Source organism: Streptomyces sp. MUSC 14 (genome assembly GCF_001866675.1).
Classification (GTDB): Bacteria; Actinomycetota; Actinomycetes; order Streptomycetales; family Streptomycetaceae; genus Streptomyces.
The window spans coordinates 37,125-54,261 of sequence record NZ_MLYN01000013.1 but is presented as its reverse complement, the minus strand read 5'-3'; the positions used below and the strand labels follow the sequence as shown (position 1 = coordinate 54,261).

The 17,137-nt window shown below is 74.0% G+C and carries 17 protein-coding genes; 5 read left to right on the top strand and 12 right to left on the bottom strand.

The features are described from left to right. Positions 1-40 precede the first annotated feature (40 nt). The gene (locus BIV25_RS06385; protein WP_071371365.1) at positions 41-1,501 is read left to right on the top strand and encodes a tryptophan 7-halogenase; all 1,461 of its coding nucleotides are present in this window, start codon (positions 41-43) and stop codon (positions 1,499-1,501) included. On the opposite strand, the gene BIV25_RS06380 is transcribed toward BIV25_RS06385, so the two are convergent. The 4 genes from BIV25_RS06380 to BIV25_RS06365 form a co-directional block, all read right to left on the bottom strand. Further along, positions 1,495-1,842, bottom strand: coding sequence for an antibiotic biosynthesis monooxygenase (locus tag BIV25_RS06380; protein ID WP_071371167.1), 348 nt, complete (start codon positions 1,840-1,842; stop codon positions 1,495-1,497). The genes BIV25_RS06385 and BIV25_RS06380 overlap by 7 nt on opposite strands. 269 nt (positions 1,843-2,111) lie before the next feature. Beyond that, complete coding sequence (locus tag BIV25_RS06375) at positions 2,112-3,827, bottom strand: DUF885 domain-containing protein (protein ID WP_071371364.1); 1,716 nt, start codon at positions 3,825-3,827, stop codon at positions 2,112-2,114. A gap of 98 nt (positions 3,828-3,925) precedes the next feature. Continuing rightward, on the bottom strand, positions 3,926-4,756 hold the full coding sequence (locus BIV25_RS06370) for a M55 family metallopeptidase (protein WP_071371363.1): 831 nt from the start codon (positions 4,754-4,756) through the stop codon (positions 3,926-3,928). A gap of 68 nt (positions 4,757-4,824) precedes the next feature. Then, positions 4,825-5,850 carry an alpha/beta hydrolase gene (locus BIV25_RS06365; RefSeq protein ID WP_071371166.1) on the bottom strand — a complete coding sequence of 342 codons (1,026 nt, stop codon included), beginning with the start codon at positions 5,848-5,850 and terminating at the stop codon, positions 4,825-4,827. A 122-nt stretch (positions 5,851-5,972) separates the two neighbouring features. Here BIV25_RS06365 and BIV25_RS06360 point away from each other — a divergent pair, with 122 nt between their 5' ends. Beyond that, positions 5,973-6,881, top strand: a complete 909-nt coding sequence (locus BIV25_RS06360; RefSeq protein ID WP_071371165.1) for a PD40 domain-containing protein — start codon at positions 5,973-5,975, stop codon at positions 6,879-6,881. 48 nt (positions 6,882-6,929) lie between these two features. Here the strand turns inward: BIV25_RS06360 and BIV25_RS06355 are convergent, their stop codons facing one another. From BIV25_RS06355 to BIV25_RS06335, 5 genes are all read right to left on the bottom strand, one after another. Further along, complete coding sequence (locus BIV25_RS06355) at positions 6,930-7,514, bottom strand: hypothetical protein (protein ID WP_256255632.1); 585 nt, start codon at positions 7,512-7,514, stop codon at positions 6,930-6,932. Positions 7,515-7,571: 57 nt separating this feature from the next. Continuing rightward, positions 7,572-9,713 (bottom strand): FUSC family protein, encoded by a 2,142-nt coding sequence (locus BIV25_RS06350; protein ID WP_256255631.1) that lies wholly within the window; start codon positions 9,711-9,713, stop codon positions 7,572-7,574. 70 nt (positions 9,714-9,783) lie between these two features. Beyond that, entirely contained in the window at positions 9,784-10,641 is an 858-nt protein-coding gene (locus BIV25_RS06345; protein WP_071371163.1) for a biotin-dependent carboxyltransferase family protein, read from the bottom strand. After that, a complete protein-coding gene (locus BIV25_RS06340; protein ID WP_071371162.1) occupies positions 10,638-11,285 on the bottom strand; it encodes an allophanate hydrolase subunit 1 in 648 nt (215 codons plus the stop codon). Before BIV25_RS06340 ends, BIV25_RS06345 begins: the two co-directional genes overlap by 4 nt. Further along, positions 11,282-12,034, bottom strand: coding sequence for a LamB/YcsF family protein (locus BIV25_RS06335; RefSeq protein WP_071371161.1), 753 nt, complete (start codon positions 12,032-12,034; stop codon positions 11,282-11,284). Before BIV25_RS06335 ends, BIV25_RS06340 begins: the two co-directional genes overlap by 4 nt. 177 nt (positions 12,035-12,211) lie before the next feature. Here BIV25_RS06335 and BIV25_RS06330 point away from each other — a divergent pair, with 177 nt between their 5' ends. The 3 genes from BIV25_RS06330 to pcp all read left to right on the top strand — a co-directional run bounded on the left by BIV25_RS06330 (position 12,212) and on the right by pcp (position 14,626). Continuing rightward, positions 12,212-12,931, top strand: a complete 720-nt coding sequence (locus BIV25_RS06330; protein ID WP_071371160.1) for a DUF969 domain-containing protein — start codon at positions 12,212-12,214, stop codon at positions 12,929-12,931. Further along, positions 12,928-13,902, top strand: coding sequence for a DUF979 domain-containing protein (locus tag BIV25_RS06325; protein WP_071371159.1), 975 nt, complete (start codon positions 12,928-12,930; stop codon positions 13,900-13,902). The genes BIV25_RS06330 and BIV25_RS06325 overlap by 4 nt, the downstream gene beginning before the upstream one ends. Before the next feature lie 73 nt (positions 13,903-13,975). Further along, positions 13,976-14,626, top strand: coding sequence for a pyroglutamyl-peptidase I (gene pcp / locus BIV25_RS06320; protein ID WP_071371158.1), 651 nt, complete (start codon positions 13,976-13,978; stop codon positions 14,624-14,626). A 33-nt stretch (positions 14,627-14,659) separates the two neighbouring features. Here pcp and BIV25_RS06315 read toward each other — a convergent pair whose 3' ends face one another. The 3 genes from BIV25_RS06315 to BIV25_RS06305 all read right to left on the bottom strand — a co-directional run bounded on the left by BIV25_RS06315 (position 14,660) and on the right by BIV25_RS06305 (position 17,135). Continuing rightward, a complete protein-coding gene (locus tag BIV25_RS06315) occupies positions 14,660-15,169 on the bottom strand; it encodes a GNAT family N-acetyltransferase (RefSeq protein WP_071371157.1) in 510 nt (169 codons plus the stop codon). A 194-nt stretch (positions 15,170-15,363) separates the two neighbouring features. Then, complete coding sequence (locus BIV25_RS06310; RefSeq protein WP_071371156.1) at positions 15,364-15,984, bottom strand: phosphatase PAP2 family protein; 621 nt, start codon at positions 15,982-15,984, stop codon at positions 15,364-15,366. Positions 15,985-16,130: 146 nt separating this feature from the next. Continuing rightward, positions 16,131-17,135: an NADPH:quinone reductase gene (locus BIV25_RS06305; protein ID WP_071371155.1), complete on the bottom strand. Its 1,005-nt coding sequence runs from the start codon at positions 17,133-17,135 to the stop codon at positions 16,131-16,133. Positions 17,136-17,137: the final 2 nt, after the last annotated feature.

Here is a 17,137-nt window from a genome sequence, read left to right as displayed (position 1 = left end):
ACCGGACATGAAACCCGGACACGAGAACAGGAGCCTGCGGATGACCTCCGAGTACGACCTCGTCGTGGTGGGCGGCGGGCCGGCCGGCGCGACCGCCGCGACCGCCGTGGCCCTGCGGGGGCACCGCGTGCTCCTGCTGGAGCGGGACACCTTCCCCAGGTACCAGATCGGCGAGTCGCTGCTGCCCGCCACCGTGCACGGCGTGTGCCGCCTCCTCGGCGTCGCCGACGAGGTCGCCCGGGCGGGCTTCACCCCGAAACGCGGCGGCACCATGCGCTGGGGTCGCGACCCGAAGCCCTGGCGGTTCTCCTTCTCCATGACGCCACGCCTGCCCGAACCCACGGCGACCGCCTTCCAGGTGGAGCGCTCCCGGTTCGACGAGATACTGCTGCGCAACGCCGAGCGGGTCGGCGTCGAGGTCCGCGAGGGCAGCCCCGTGCGCCGCGTGCTCAGTGTGGGCGGGCGGGTGCGCGGCGTCGAGTACACCGACCGGGACGGGACCGCGCACACGGCACAGGCCCGGTACGTCGTCGACGCGTCCGGCAACACCAGCCGGATCCACAGCCGGGTCGGCGGGGCGCGGGTGTACTCCGACTTCTTCCGCAACCTCGCCGTGTTCGGCTACTACGCGGGCGGTCGCCGGCTCCCCGAACCGGACAGCGGGAACATCTTCTGCGCCGCCTTCGACGCCGGCTGGCTCTGGTACATCCCGCTGCGCGACGACCTGACCAGCGTGGGCGCCGTGATCGCGCCCGAGCACCTCGCGGCCGTCCAGCGCGATCCGCGCGGCGCCTGGCAGGACATGATCAAGGCCTGCCCGGAGGTCGGCCGGCTGCTGACGGACGTACCGCTCGCGACCGAGCCGCCGTACGACCGGATCCGGGTCCGCAAGGACTACTCCTACTGGAAGACGTCGCTGTGGGTCCCGGGGATGGCTCTGGCCGGCGACTCCGCCTGCTTCGTGGACCCGGTGCTGTCGTCGGGTGTCCATCTGGCGACGTACGGCGCCCTGTTGGCCGCCCGCGCCGTGAACTCCGCGCTGGACGGCAGCGTTCCCGAGGAGCGCGGCTTCGCCGAGTTCGAGGCGCGCTACCGCCGCGAGTACGGCGTGTTCTACGAATTCCTCATCGCCTTCTACGACATGGAACGCGGCGAGGACTCGTACTTCTGGTCGGCGAAGAAGGTCACCCGGGTCGACCTCGACGAAGCCGCCGCCTTCGCCGAACTCGCCGGCGGACTGGTGTCCGGCGACGCGTCGGTGCTCGCCGCCGAGCGCGGTGCCGCGGTGGCCGAACTGGGCGAGGCGGTGGCCCGGTTGGCGGTCGGCCCGGAGCGCGTCAACCCGCTGCTGTCCACCCGGATCGTCGCGGACACCTTCCGCACCGGCAACGACCTCCAGGAACAGGCCCTGTACGGCGGCCCCCTCGACGCCCCGGCCGCGGCCGGTTCCCTGACGGTGGCGACGGACGGACTGTCCTGGCTCGGGCCGGCAGCCTACTGAACCGCCGGGCGGGTGAACCCGTGGGCACGCTCGACCTTGGCCACGTGGAGCGAGAACGAGGAATACCAGTGCTCGCGTCCGCGGGCACGGGCCAGGGTGTGCTCCGCGTGGTCCCGCCACGCGGCGATCGAGTCCTCGTCCCTCCAGTACGACACCGTGATCCCCAGGCCGTTCGCACCGCGGGCGGAATCGACGCCGAGGAATCCCGGCTGGTCGGCTGCCAGTTTCCACAACCGCTCGTCCGTCTCCGCATAGCCGTTGTCGCCGGCGGTCCGCACGGCGGTGAACACCACTGCGTAGTAGGGCGGGTCGGGCAGCGCCGCGGGCGCGGGTTCGGTCACGGAGGTCCTCCACCATGCGACACCAGCAGTATCACCTCGAACGATCTCGTACCCCGCCCGAACGCACAACCCTGCCGGCAGGCGGGTTTCGCAGTGACCGGCGATGTGCGGTTCCGGCTCGGCCCGCGGCATGACGCGCTGCGGGCCGCGATCGGCGTCGAGTCGGACGGACTGACGGGCCGCGGTCAGCGGACTGTCGGCCGTCGTCGGGCGAGCGGCTCACTCCGGACGTGCCGCCCGCCTTCCTTCGGCCCCCACCAGCCCGCGTCTCACAGCGACGCAAGCGTCTCGGCCAGGTCCGTGAGGCCGAGCGAGCCCAGTGTGAGTGCCTTCGTGTGCCAGGCCCGCAGGTCGAAGGCGGTGCCGAGGCGGCGCCTGGCGGCTTCGCGGCCCTGGAGCCAGGCGCGTTCGCCGAGCTTGTACCCGATGGCCTGGCCGGGCCAGCCGAGGTAGCGGTCGATCTCGCTGGTGCGGCGGGCGGGGCCGCTGCCGTGGTGTGCGGCCATGAACGCCGTCGCGAGCTCCGGGGTCCAGCGTTCGCCCGGATGGAAGCCGGAGCCGGCCGGGACGGTCAGTTCCAGGTGCATGCCGATGTCGATGATCACGCGGATGATCCGGAGCATCTGCTTGTCCAGGTACCCGAGGCGGCGGGCGGGGTCGGTGAGGAAGCCCAGCTCGTCCATCAGCCGTTCGGCGTACAGCGCCCAGCCCTCCTTGTCCGCGCTGACCGCGCCGAGGGTGATCTGATAGGTGCTGAGCCGGTCGGCCTCGGCGGTCCAGCGGGCGGTCTGCAGGTGGTGCCCCGGCACGCCCTCGTGGTACCAGGTGCTGACCATCTCCCAGGTGGGGAAGGTCTGTTGGCCGAGGGTGGGGAGGTAGGTGTATCCCGGGCGGCTGAAGTCCAGGCTGGGGCCGGTGTAGTAGGGGGCGCCCGAGCTGCCCGCGGGTGCGATGCGCGTCTCGACCCTGCGGATCGGTCCGGAGAGGTCGAAGTGGGTGCCGTCGAGGGCGTCGATCGCCTCGTCCGTGATCTGCTGGAGCCAGGCGCGGATGTTCTCCTCGCCCGTGACGGTGTGGCCGTGCCGGTCCAGGTGGTCCATGGTCGCGCGGACGTCGGCGCCCGGGAGGATGCGTGCGGCCTCGGCCCGCATCTCGGCGCGCGTGCGGTGGAACTCCTCCCAGGCCCAGGCGTAGGCCTCGGCCGGGTCCGGGGCGGCGCCGACGGCCCAGCGCGCCGCGCGCAGGTAGCGCTCGCGGCCGACGGGATCGGGGGTGCCGTCGGCGGCGGGCAGGTAGGCGCCGCGCAGCCAGTCGCGGAAGTCGGCCACGGCGCCCGTCGCCCGCTCGGCGGCGGCGTCGAGTCCGGGCCTGAGCCGGTCGGGTGCGGCGGCCACGAAGGCGGCGAACCAGCCGGCCCCGCCGCCGTCCTGGCCGGTCCAGGCCGCGAGCTGGCCGAGTACGGCGGTCACCTGGCGGGGCGCGCACAGCAGCCCGCGCGCGATGCCCTCGGACAGAGTGGCCCGGTACCCGTCCAGGGCGTCGGGCACGTGCCGCAGCCGGCCCGCGACGGCTGCCCAGTTCTCGTCGGTCCCGGTGGGCATCAGGGTGAAGACGCCGCGCACCTGGTGCAGGGGCGAGTTGACGTTGCGCAGTTGGCGGAACTGGTCGCCCGCCTCGTGCAGGGCGAGTTCGGCGGTCAGCCGTTCCCGCAGGAGACGGGCGCAGTTCCGCTCGGCGTCCGCCCACACCGTGCCGTTCTTCTCGCCGTACCGCTCGGCCGCGTCGAGCGCCGCGAGCGTGCGCCGGGCCACGTCGGCCAGTGCCTCGAAGCCCTCGGGCGACAGGTCCGCCTGCCGGTCGTCCCCGGGGTGGAGGCCGAGCCGGGTCGAGGTCACGGGGTCGAGGGCGGCGACCTGTGCAACGTGGTCGTCGGCGATACGACGCGGAGTACTCGGTGTGCTCGGTGTGCTCGGTTCGTCGGCCATGCGGACCATGCTGACGTCCCGTCACGAGGACTGTCAGCAGGGCGTGTTCCCTTTCGGCCGCGGTGGCTGGTCGCGGTGGCTCGGTCGCTCCGGCCGGCTCAGCAGTACGGCGGCTGGTTGGTCAGGGACGCCGCCACCCGCATCCACACGACGAACTGCCGGTAGAGACCGGGCAGCGGGCCGCGTGCCTCGACGGTGCGGGAGTCCGTCGAGACGACTCCCGGAATTCCCGGCAGGGTCGCGGCCACGGAGGCCGACTGCCAACGAACCCTGAGTGTCGCCGGGTCGGCCGTCACCGCCGGTGTGGGCAACGGCGCGGAGAGTCTCGCGGTGACCGCCTCCTGGATCGCCGCGCGTGCCTCCTCGGCGGGACGCAGCTCGGCCGCGAAGCGGTCGCGGGCGTACTTCACCGGCACCGTGGTGACCTCCGGGTCCCACTCGGCGGTCTCCGCGCAGGCGCGGTCGTCGCCGGTGAGGACCACCGTGGGAACGCCGAGGGCCGCCGCGGTGGCATGGGCGAGCCCGATCTCGCCCACCGGCCTCCCGTCCAGCCAGATGTCCTCGATCTCGTGCCCCATGAAGCTGTGGCTCAGCACGCCGAGCGCGCCGGCCCGTGCGTGATAGCCGACGCAGACCATGGCGTCGTGCTCGGGCGTGAGGCCTTCGAGCATGCTCATCTGCTTGGGCTTGCCCCGGATCAGGCGGGCCGCCGGGTCCAGGTCCTCGGGGTGGATGTTGCGCATGGGGCCGTGCGCGTCGTTGACGAGGATGTCGGTGGCCCCGGCCGCGACGGCGCCCCGTACGGCGGCGTTGACGTCCTCGGCCATCATCCGCCGGCCGCGCTCGTAGTCCCGGCCGCCGGGCTGGACGTCATGGGCGTCCACGAGTCCGGTGACGCCTTCCATGTCCACGCTGATGTAGATCGGCACCGTGTGCACTCCTCAGGCTTGATCGTTCGGGAGACGTCCGCGGACCGGCCTTCGGTTCCCCCCTCCTGTCAATCGGCCTCCGGCGCCTCGGCCGTGGACTGCTCCAGGACCCGCCGGAGCCAGCGTGTGCGGGCCTCGCGCGCGTCTCGGCTGAGGGCCGCCCGGGGTGCGAAGGTGTCGAACCCGTGGCACGCGCCGGGCCATACGTGCAGTTCGGCCTGGCCCCCGGCCTGCCAGAGGGCCTGCGCGTAGGCCACGCCCTCGTCCCGGAACGTCTCGGCGGCACCGACCTCGATGTAGGCCGGGGGCAGTCGTGACAGGTCGGTGGCGCGGGCGGGCGCCGCGTACGGCGGCAGGTCCGCGGCGCCGCACCGGTCGCCCAACAGGGCCTGCCAGGCCGTCGCGTTGGAGGTCCGGTCCCAGAGGTCGACGCCGGCCATCTGGTGGCTGGAGAACGTGTCGTTGCGGTCGTCCAGCATGGGGCAGACGAGGAGTTGCCCGATCGGGGCGGGGCCGCCGCGGTCCCGGGTGAGCAGGGCGAGCGCCGCGGCCAGTCCGCCACCGGCGCTCTTTCCGCCGATGACGACGCGGTCGGCGTCGATGCCGAGTACGTCCGCGTGCCCGGCCGCCCACACGAACCCGGCGTAGCAGTCGTCCAGCGGTCCCGGATACCGGGTGTGCGGCGCCAGCCGGTACTCGACCGAGAGGACGGCCAGCCGCAGCGGGAGCGCCCATGCGCGCAGCACCTGCGGAAGCACGGACCAGGCGTTGCCCATGATCATGCCGCCGCCGTGCAGGTAGTACAGCAGCGGCAGCGGGCCCGTGAGCCCGGCGGGCCGTGCGCTCACGAGCGTGACGTCCGGTGCGCCGGGCGCTCCCGGCACCCGTAGCTCCGCCACCTCGAAACGGCCGCCGTCCGCAAGGTCCCGGACCGTCGGCCGGGGCCGGTTCGCGGCGTCCCGCGCCTGCCGCGCAGCCAGGTTCTCCGGGGTGAACGGCTCCCTCGCCGCCTGCCCCAACGCGGCGATCGCCGCGCCCAGTTCGGGGTCGAGCGGCGGTGCCGTACCGGGCGTCGAGGCCGAAGTGAAGTCCATGCGGCCCAGTCAACCACCCGCCCTGGGGCGCTGTTACGGACCTGTGACACCGAGCGGACCGTCCGAAGATCGAAGCCTGTCAGCCTCTGTCGTACCCGTCCTTATTTCTGGGGGATTCAGCCATGACCGACCGAACCCGCCTCATCACCGCCGCCATCGCCGTGGCCGCCTCCGTCACCGGCACGGCGCTGCTGGGCGCCTCCGGAGCCGCATCGGCCGCCACCGGGTCCGCGCACGGGACCCTGACCGTCAGCAACGGCACCGCGTACGTGCTGATCGGCGGTCACCGGGTGAACTTCGGTGTACCCGTCCGGGACCTCGCCTGGTCCCCGGACGGCGCCCACGCCGCGTTCATCGACGGCTCCGGGAATCTCGACATCGCCCGTCCGGACGGCAGTGGCCGGGTGGTCGTCGCGAAGAACCCCGGCAACCAGAACTGGTCCCACCCGACCTGGCAGGTGGCCGCGAAGGACGCGCAGAACGGCATCCCCGCCAAGGACAACCTCATCTTCGCGGCCCGCGACAAGGGCGTCTCGCGCCTGAAGTACGTCTCCGCCAAGGCCGTCCACGGCACGCCGAAGGCGCTGTCCCTGAACGGCGACCCGGGCCCGGGCGGGGCGCTCCCGCAGACCGGCAACGTCTGGCCCGACGCGGCCGGGCACTACGGCACGTCGGTCTACTCCAACGTCGACACCGGCGCGGTCTACATCCGTGACGACTACCTGCGCCAGCAGGGCGGCAAGCTCACCAGGGGCGCGCAGCCCGCGCTGTCCCCGAACGAGGAAGAGGTCGTGTTCGTGCGCTCGGTCGCCGGCCACGACCACGTCCTCGTCGAGGACTTCATGCACGGCAACCGCGTCAAGGACCTCACCCCGCACGCGACCACCGACTACACCGAGCCGGCCTGGTCCCCCGACGGCAGGACCCTGGCGGTGCGCACCCCGTCGGGCACGGTGACCCTGCCGGCCGACGGCACGGGCCGCCCGGCCAGGGTCACGTCGACGGCGGGCCTGGCGGCGTACCGCCCCTGACGGCGGCCGACGCGGCGGGCCGGGCGGGTCCGGGGCGCGCGGTGCGGGTCACGTCGCCGACCGGGCCAGTTCGGCCCGCAGCTCCTCCAGGTGTGTGTCGGCGGTGTCGTGCGGCAGGAACTCCACGACGTCGAGGAAGCGGAACAGCACCCGGCCGCGCGTGACGGCGTACTCGTACTCGGCGAAGCCCACCACCGCGCCCGTCGTGCCCCGGGCGGCGCCGCGCACCACGTGCTCGGTCATCTCGTCCGGGTCGGCCGCCGACAGCCCGCGCCGGGCGCCCGGCCGGGCCAGATACGGGCACACCATCGAGGCGTACAGCATGCAGGCACGGTGCCCCGGCCCTTCGAGGGTCGGGGCGAGATTGCGGTAGGGCCGCCCGGCGGCCAGCGCCGCGCCGATCGCCGCGCTCTCCGCGCTCCCCACCACGCGCCACACCGGCCCGTGCGGCATGGGGCGGTCGCACACGGAGCACCGCCGCCCGCGGGCGCACGCGGCGCTGCGGTCGTAGTCGGTCAGGGCGAACTGCGGCTCGTCGTTCTCCCACGGAGTGATCGCGGGCACGGGATATCCGCGGGCGTCCCGGGGGCGCGCCTCGACGCCCGCCGGCATGGGTACCCTCTCGAATCGCACAGGCCATGCCTATCAGGCTCGGCCCGGCGGCACCACCAAGGGCCTGTTCGGGGCGGGTCATTCGCGTGCGATGCGGGTCAGGTCGGTCGTCAGCGACGCCAGCCAGGACACGGTGGCGTAGTACAGGCGCGGCGCGCCGGGCGGTTCGGCGGCGAGTGCGGCGGGTGCCGGTTCGATCCGCGGCACCGGTCCGGCCGGGGTGTCGCCGCCGGGGTCCAGGGCCGCCGAGACGAGCAGCATCCGCGCGGCCACCCGGTCGCCGAGCCCGCTGACGGACTCGGCCGGCGCGGGTCCGAGTGCGGTGAGCGGGGGTTCCAGCAGGCGTTCGGAGCCCCACAGGGTGTGGTGGCCGGCCATCAGCGTGGCCTGCCAGTCCACATGGCGCGGTACGGTCCCGCCCTGTGGCCCGCCGAAGGGCGCCTGTTCGCACTGGAACTGGGCGTAGGCGGACTCGGCGAGGACGATCGCGCGTTGCAGCGAGCGGTGTCCCGGTGCCCCGGTCGGTGCGTTCGCGGCGCCGGTGCCCGCCACGGTGGCACCGGTCGCGACGACGATCTCGGCCGCCCGGCGCAGGAGTTCGGCCGCGGCGCGGTGCATCTCGTGATGGGCGCCGCGGGGCCAGGCGAGCACGCCGAAGACAGCTCCGATCGCGCTGCCGATCAGCACGTCCAGCAACCGTTCCTCCGCCAACTGCCAGGTTGGTTCGGCGAGTTGGGCGAATACCAGGGCCACGAGCACGGTGAACAGTCCCTGCGCCCAGCCGACGCCCTTGACCGGCCCCACCGTGAAGGCGAACAGCATCCAGGCCGGCAGGACGACGGCGTAGACCGCGGTGTGGGTGCCGGCCAGGGTCAGCGCCCCGGCGGTGACCAGGGCTCCGGCGAGCGTGCCCACGAGGGCCGCGCGGATGGTGCTCCAGGTCTCGCCCATGGTGGTCCGGGTGAGGCTGAGGGTCGCCAGCATGGCCCAGAATCCGTGGGGCAGCGTGTCCACCCCGGCGACGAGCCGGGCGGCGGTCAGGGCCAGGGCGATACGGACCGCGTTCTGGAAGAACACCGACCGGCGACCGGCGTGATGGCACACCCGGTGCCACCACAGCACGGGTGCCCGGCTCCTGGCGTACCAGTAGCGGCTCTGCCCGGTCTCCACCGGCGCGTGCCGGCCGTGCACGGCCAGATCGGCGGCCGTGCCGAGAGCGAGGGTGGCGTCGGCGATCTCCAGCACGGCCGCGTGCCGGCGCAGCACTGCGGGCGGAAGGTCCGGTGGCGCGGCACCGGGGGCACATGCCGCGGAGGCCGCCGCCACGCGGGCGCGTGCGGCGGCCAGTTCCGTGTACGGCGTCACCGGCGACTGCCCGGTGTGCAGACAGGTCGCGGCCGCCGCGGCCAGCCCCGCCACCGCGCGCAGGACGGAGATCACCTCGGGGCCGGGCCGCCCGTCCGGCGCGCCGGGCAGGTCGGCGAGGCGGCTGAGAAGGGTGCGCGCGGCGAGGCCGGTGTGGGCGAGGGCGCGGTCGCGCACCCCCGGCCCGGCCGGGCGTTCCGCCGCCGGCACGGACAGGGACCGCAGCGTCCGGCCGGCCTCGCGGGCCAGGCCGACGTCGGTGTCGGTCAGGGTGTGGGGCGCGGTGGCGAGGAGCGTGGCGCAGTGCGCGGCCACGCGTGCGGCGTGGGCGGCCCGCTCGCGGTACGGCGGCGGGGCTGGCTCGGGGAAGAGCAGCGCCTCGGCGGCGACGAGCAGGACGAGCCCGGTCGTCGTACCGGCCAGGCGCTCGGCGAGCGTGCCGGGCGCGTAGGGCGGGAACGACGGGAGGATGTAGAGGAGTTGCAGGCCCGGGGCGGCTCCGGCGAGGCGTGGTCCGCCGACGGCGGCGAAGGCCAGCGCGAAGCCGACCGCGAGCATGCCGACGACGGCGCTCCAGGTCCGTACCGACAGCCAGGTGCCGATGACGACCAGCAGCCAGCACACCGGCAGCAGCCGCAGTACCAGCGCGGCCCGCTGCCGCCCGGTGCCGGGGATCCTGGCGAGTCCGCCGAGGGCCACGGCGGCGAACAGGGCGTAGGTGGCTCCGACCGGGCGGTCGAGGCCGTAGCGGAAGAGGTAGAACCCGGCCGCGGCGACCAGCGTCACACGGACCGCCCGTCGGCCCGAGGCTGCGTAGTCCGCCAGGGCGTGGCGGGAAGGGACTCGACGGCCCACGCCTCCAGAATCGCCCCGCGCCGGTCCCCCGGCATGTCGCGACCGCTCCGGCGCACCGGCGGGCCGGGCGTCAGCCCGGGACGAAGCGGACCGGCGTGCCCGCCGCGGCCTGGGCGGCCGCCGCGAGGGCGGGTTCCGCGACGACGCCGACGACCGGGTAGCCGCCGGTGGTCGGGTGGTCGTGCAGGAACACCACCGGGCGGCCGTCGGGGGGCACCTGCACGGCGCCGAGCACCATGCCCTCGCTGGGCAGTTCACCGCCCGGCACGCGTGCCAGCGGCGGCCCCTCGGTGCGCAGGCCGATACGGTTGCTGTGCTGCGAGACGCGGTACGTCGCCGAGGTGAGGGTGCGCAGCGCTGCGGCGGTGAACCAGTCGGCGCGGGGGCCGAGCCGCAGTGGGAGCGTCAGTTCGGCGGGCGGCGCGGGCCAGGGGGCGAGGTCGGTGCGGGGCGGGTGCGGGACGGCGGCGCCGAGCGGGAGGACGTCACCGGCACGCAGCGGGTCCGGGCCCAGTCCGGAGAGCAGGTCGGCCGAGCGGCTGCCGAGGACGGGCGTGACGGCGATCCCACCGGGGACGGCGACGTAGGAGCGCACGCCCGCCGTCACGGCACCCACGTCGAGGACGGCACCCGCGGGCACCCGCACGGGTGCCCCCCAGGCCGCCGCCCGTCCGTCGACGGTCACCGGGCAGGGCGCGCCGCCGACCACGACGGTCACGGCGCGGTCGGGGCGCAGGGCACAGCCGGTGAGGGTGGTCTCCAGTGCGGCCGCGTCGGGGGTGTTGCCGAGCAGCCGGTTGGCCAGGACCAGTGCGGGGGCGTCCAGGGCACCGGAGCGGGGGACGCCGAGGTGGGCGTGGCCGCGCCGGCCGGCGTCCTGGACCGTGGTGAGGGCGCCGGGGCGTACGACGGTGAGCGTGCCGGTCACGCCGTACCGCCGCCTTCGGCGACGAACCGGACGCGCGTGCCCGGTGTGAGCAGGGCGGGTTCCGCGCGGGTGAGGTCCCACAGCCGGGCCGGGTCGGACATGGTGCCGATCAGCTGCCAGCCGCCGGGCGTGGCACGCGGATACACCGCGCTGTACGGACCGGCCAGGGCGACCGCGCCGGCCGGGACGCGGGTGCGGGGCGTGTCGTGGCGCGGGACGTGCAGTTCGGCCGGCAGCCCGGTGAGGTATCCGAAGCCGGGGGCGAATCCGCAGAAGGCGACGCGGTAGGTGGCGGCGGAGTGCCGTGCTGCGACCTCGTCGACGCCGACCTGCCAGAGGTCGGCCACCCGGGCGAGGTCGGGGCCGTCGTAGCGCACGGGGATCTCGACGGCCTCCCCGTCGTCGGCGGTGCGGGCGGGTACCGTCCAGTCGGCGAGGCGGCGGGCGAGTTCCGCGGGGCGCGGCACGCCGTCGAGCAGGACGGTCCGTGCACCGGGCACGATCTCCTCGACGGGCAGGGTGCCGGCCGCGCGGCGCCGCAGCAGTTCGGCGTGGAAGGCTCCGGTGCGCTCGGCGTCCGGGAGTTCGACGAGCAGGGCGTGCCGTCCGGCGGGGCGCACGGTGAGGAGCCGGTTCCCGGTCATGCGAAGGCCCCGACCTCGACCCCGGCCGCGTCGAGGGCCGCGCGCACGCGGGCCGCGATCCGGGCGGCACCCGGGGTGTCGCCGTGCACGCACAGGGAGCGGGCGGCCACGGCGACGCTCGTCCCGTCCACGGCCTGGACCGCGCCGTCCAGGGCGAAGGCGAGCGAGCGCCGGACCACCTCGGCCTCGTCGGTGACCACGGCGTGGGGCTCGCGGCGCGGCACGAGCGTGCCCCCGGGGGTGTAGGCGCGGTCCGCGAAGGCCTCGGGTACGGCGGTGAGGCCCGCGTCCGCGGCGGCGGCGAGCAGCCGCGACCCGGGCAGGCCGAGCACGGGCAGCGCCCCGTCGGCCAGTCGGACACCCGCGACCACGGCGGCGGCCTGTTCGGCGTCGTGCACGGTGCGGTTGTAGAGGGCGCCGTGCGGCTTGACGTACGCCACCTCGGCCCCGGCGGCCCGGGCGAAGACGCGCAGCGCCCCGATCTGGTAGGCCACCTCGGCCTCGAGTTCGTCCGCGGGGACGTCCATGGCGCGCCGGCCGAAACCGGCCAGGTCGCGGTAGGACACCTGGGCGCCGATCCGTACGCCGCGCCCGGCGGCGAGGTCGCAGATGCGGCGCATCACGGAAGGGTCTCCCGCGTGGAAGCCGCAGGCGACGTTGGCACTGGTCACGACGGCGAGCAGGGCGTCGTCGTCGGTGAGGGTCCAGCGGCCGAAGCCCTCTCCGAGGTCCGCGTTGAGGTCGATCACAGAGGGGAACGTAGTCGATCGTTGAACGATCCGACAAGGATTCAATCAGTCCTGGTACCAACCCTTGTTCGATCGTTGAACGATCCCCTAGGGTCCGTGCATCCGTCACGGCTCCGGACCTCCCGGATCCGCACCACCCGGGCGTCCTGCCCCGTCCCCCGCGAAGAAGGCCGCCGCATGATCGTTCTCCTCGGCGTGGTCGTGGTGATCCTCGGCTTCGTCACGCGCCGCAATCCCGTCCTCGTGGTGGGCGTCGCCGGTGTCTTCACCGGGCTGGTCGGCGGGATGGACCCGCCGGAGGTCCTCGCGGCCTTCGGCCGGTCCTTCGCCGACAGCCGCTCGGTCACCGTCTTCGCCGTCGCACTGCCCGTGATCGGCCTGCTGGAGCGCTACGGCCTGCGCGAACAGGCCCGCCGCCTCATCGGCCGGCTCACCGGGCTCAGCACCGGCCGGTTCCTCACCGTGTACCTGCTGGTCCGTCAGGTCACCGCCGCCCTCGGCCTCACCAGCATCTGCGGTCCCGCGCAGACCGTACGACCGCTGGTCGCGCCCATGGCCGAGGCCGCCGCCGAGCGCACGACGGGCGCCCAACTGCCGGAGCGCCTGCGCGAGAAGGTGCGTTCCTACGCCGCGTCGACCGACACCGTGGGCCTCTTCTTCGGCGAGGACTGCTTCATCGCCGTCGGCTCGATCCTGCTGATCACCGGGTTCGTGAACTCGACGTACCACCAGAACCTCGAACCGACCCAGCTGGCCGTGTGGGCCATCCCGCTCGCCGTCTGCGCCTTCCTCGTCCACGGTGCCCGACTCCTGCTCCTGGACCGGCAGTTGGAACGCCAGATGGCCCTCGCCCACGCCGAGCACGATCTGCCGCTGCCGAAGGGAACCGACAAGTGATCAAGGTCGAATGGCTCTACTGGCTGGTGGGCCTCGTCTTCGTCGTCATGGCCGTGCAGATGGCCGCCGACCGCAGCAACCCCAGGCGGTGGACCTCCGCCGCCTTCTGGGGCCTGCTCGGACTCACCTTCCCCTACGGCACCGGAGTCGCCAACGCCACTGCGCACAACGGCGGTCGGACCCTGCCCGCCGAGCCGCTCGGCGTCGCCGTCCTCGCCCTCATCGTGCTCGCCGGGTTCAACTTCCTCGGCAAGGGCGAGCCCGTCACCAGCACTGCTGCGGAGCGCGAGGCCTCCGCGACCCGGCTCGGCAGCAGGATCTTCATCCCCGCGCTGACCATCCCGCTCGTCGCGATCGTGTGCGCTTCCGTGCTCGACACCTCCGGGCTGTTCGAGACGGGCAAGGCCACCCTGATCGGACTCGGGGTCGGCTGTCTGGTCGCCCTCGTGGTCGGCATGCTGGTCACCGGCGAGCGCAGGCTGTCGGTGCCGCTGCACTCCGGCCGCTCCATGCTGGAGGCGATGGGCTCCGCCCTGCTGCTGCCCCAGCTCCTCGCCGTGCTCGGCTCGATCTTCGCGCTGGCCGGAGTCGGCACGCAGGTCGGCAGGATCGTGCACGACATCCTGCCCGACAACTCCAAGTACCTTGCCGTGGCGGCGTACTGCGCCGGCATGTTCCTGTTCACGGTGGTCATGGGCAACGCGTTCGCCGCGTTCCCGGTGATGACCGCGGCGATCGGCTGGCCCGTCCTCGTCGAGCAGATGCACGGCAACGAGGCGGCCGTCCTCTCGGTCGGCATGCTGGCCGGCTTCGCGGGGACCCTGTGCACACCGATGGCCGCCAACTTCAACATCGTCCCGGCCACCCTGCTCGAACTGAAGGACCAGTACGGCCCCATCAAGGCCCAGCTCCCGACGGCGCTGCCGCTGCTGGTCTGCGCCACGGTGATTATGGCGCTGTTCGCGTTCTGACGTGCCGACGACGTACCGATGCCGTGCCGATGCCGTGCCGACCGCAGACGAATCGCCCGATGGAGGAAGTGCCATGACCCGCGTGCTCATCACCGGCTTCGCCCCGTTCGACGGCGCGCGCGTGAACCCGTCCTGGCAGGCGGCCTCCCTCGTGGCCGCCGAGCCGCCCGCCGGGCTCACGGTCACCGCCGCCGAACTGCCGTGTGTCTTCGGCGAGTCCGTCACGGTCCTGTACGACACCGTCCGCGCGGCCGACCCCGAGCTGGTCGTCTGCCTGGGCCAGGCGGGCGGCCGCCCCGGTGTGACGGTCGAACGCGTCGCCGTCAACCTCGACGACGCGCGCATCCCCGACAACGCCGGCCACCGGCCCGTCGACGAACCCGTGGTCCCGGGCGGCCCCGCCGCCTACTTCTCGTCGCTCCCTGTAAAGGCCTGCGTCGCCGCCCTGCGCACGGCCGGCGTGCCCGCCGCCGTCTCGCACACCGCCGGTACGTTCGTGTGCAACCACGTCGCCTACGGTCTGGCCCACCTCATCGCCACCGAACTCCCGCACGTCCGAGGCGGTTTCGTCCATGTCCCATGGGCGCCGGAGCAGGTCACCGACGGCAGCGCCCCGGCCCTGGAACCCGCCACGGTCGCCCACGGCCTGCGCGCATTGCTGGTCACCGCGGCCGCCACCCCCGCGGGCCAGGACCTGAAGGTCTCCGAGGGGGCCACCCACTGACTCCGCTCACCACACACAGCCGCCTTGGCCCGCTCAGATGCCGAACGGCGCGGCGTAGCGGACGGTGCCGGCGGGCAGGGGGTGACGTGTGTCGAGGGCGAGGGCCATCAGGGCGTCGTCCGGGACGTCGATGCTCAGGCCGATCCCGTGGGCCGAGGCGCGGGTGAATCCGAAGCGCGGGTAGTAGTCCGGGTGGCCGAGGACGACCACATGGCGCTCACCCCGCTCCCGGGCGGCCCGGAGCACGGCCTGGACCGCGGCGGAGCCGGCGCCGGTGCGCTGCCGGTCGGGACGTACGGCGACGGGTGCCAGGCACAGCGCCGGGACGTCGCCGATGTGGCAGCGGGTCAGCAGGGCGTACCCGGCCGGTGTGCCGCTGTCGCCGGCGGCGACCACGGACAGCCCGTCGATCCACGCGGGATCACCCCGCAGGGCGTCCACCAGGTCGGCCTCCTCGGCGGTGGGAAACGCGGAGAGGTTGATCTCGCGGACGGCAGGGATGTCGGCGCCGGTCTCGGCGCGGGTGGTCCAGTGGTGCGGCATGAGGGACGGGGGCTCCGTTTCCCGGTGGGGTCCGTACGAGCGGAGCGCCGACCGCCGCCGGGAGGGCGGGGCTGCCCGGAACGCTCCGAAATGAGCTCTTGACGTCCGGAATGCAAGCACACGGCGCCCGCGCACGGCCACTCTTTTACGTACGGACCCCACGCCCTCCTTCACAAACGCTTCCCCGGCGCCCGCTAGGCCGTGAGCAGCGGGCGCAGCGCGCCGGTGCGGAGCCGGTCCACCAGGGGCGGCGCGAACCGGCGCGCCGCGAGCACCGTGACGAGAGCGACCACGCTGCCGACCAGGGCGCCCACGGCGACGTCGTGCGGATAGTGGGCGCCGACGTAGACACGCGAGGCCCCCATCACGACGGCCGCGAGCAGAGCGACGGAACCGAGCCACCTGCCGATGAGCAGGAGCGCCACCGCGAAGGCGAAGGCGACGGTGGTGTGGTTGCTGGGGAAGGCGTAGTCGTCGGGGGCCGGGCACGCTTCGATGAGGAAGTCGTGGGGCAGCGCCCGGCACGGCCGGGGCTCCTCGAAGACCATCTTGATCCCGCTGTTCACCACATAGGCGAGGACGACGGCGAACGGCGCGGCCAGCACGGCGGCCATCGCGGTGCTCCCCTGCCCACGGGCCCGCCACCAGGCGACCAGCAGGAGCAGCGCGAAGATGCCGGTGCCGTACGCGCTGTACGCGGCCGCGGTCCCGTTCAGCCAGTGCGTATGGCGGGCGAAGTCGGTGACGTCGGTGTAGAGGCCACCGTCTATGGCCGCGCCGTCGAGTGCCTGGGCGGTCGGGGAGGAAGTCGTCATCGAGCGGATCTCCGGGGCCGTGGTGCGCGTGCGGCGCGCTCCGGGGAACGTGCCGCGGCACTGAGTGGACGTAAAGATGACTCGTGGACGTACGCAACATGAACGTCTACAAGTGAGTAGACGTTATCAGGTGGAGATCGGTTCGCTCACCGGAAGATCCCTACGCGCTGGGCGACGTCCGTGCGCAGGACCACGCGGCGCCCGTGCAGCTCGCCCCGCTCCAGCCGGGCGTGCACCGCACCGGCCGCGTCGAGCGGGAGGATTTCGGTGCGGCGCGCCCGCAGGACACCCCGGCCGAGCAGGTCGTTGATGTACCTGGCGGCCTCGGCGAGCTCGCCGGTGGTCGCGTGGGAGATGACGAATCCGACGACGGAGCGGTCGTTCATGTACAGGGCCCCGGCGGGCAGCACGGGCCGGGTGCCGGCACCGGCCAGCAGCACGACGCGACCCCGCCGGGCGAGCAGCCCGACGGAGGTCTCCAGATCGTTGACGCCCGCCGTGTCCAGGTAGAGGTCGACGCCCGCCGGCGCGGCGCCCCGGATCGTCCCGGCCAGGTCCGGATCGCGGTAGTCGAAGACCTCGGCCGCGCCCGACTCCGCGCAGTACGCCGCGTCCCGCGCGCCGGCCGTCGCGAGGACCCGGGCGCCGGCCCGCGCCGCCATCGCCACCAGGGCACTGCCCACGTTGCCCGCGGCCCCGGCGACCAGCACGGTCTCGCCCGCGCGCAGCCGCCCGTGCACGAACAGCGCGAGGTAGGCGGTCGCCGCCGGATGGACGACCGCGACCGCGGTGTCCGCATCGACGCCGTCGGGCAGGTGGTACAGCCGGTCGGCCGCCACCACCGCCCGCTCCGCCGCCGCGCCCTGGCGCCCCTCGTGCCCGAGGCTGTTGCACCACACCCGGTCCCCGGCCCGGAATCCGGTGACGCCGGGCCCCGTCTCGGCCACCGTCCCGACCAGGTCGCGACCGACGACGAACGGGAAGGTCAGATGGGTCGGGAAGAGCCCCGAGCGGACGAGGGTGTCGACGGGGTCGACCGCCGTGGCCCGCACCGCCACCAGCACGTCGGTGGGACCGGGCACCGGCGCGGGAATCTCCCCGTACCGGATGACGTCGGCGGGACCCAGCTCCTGGATGTACGCGGCACGCACAC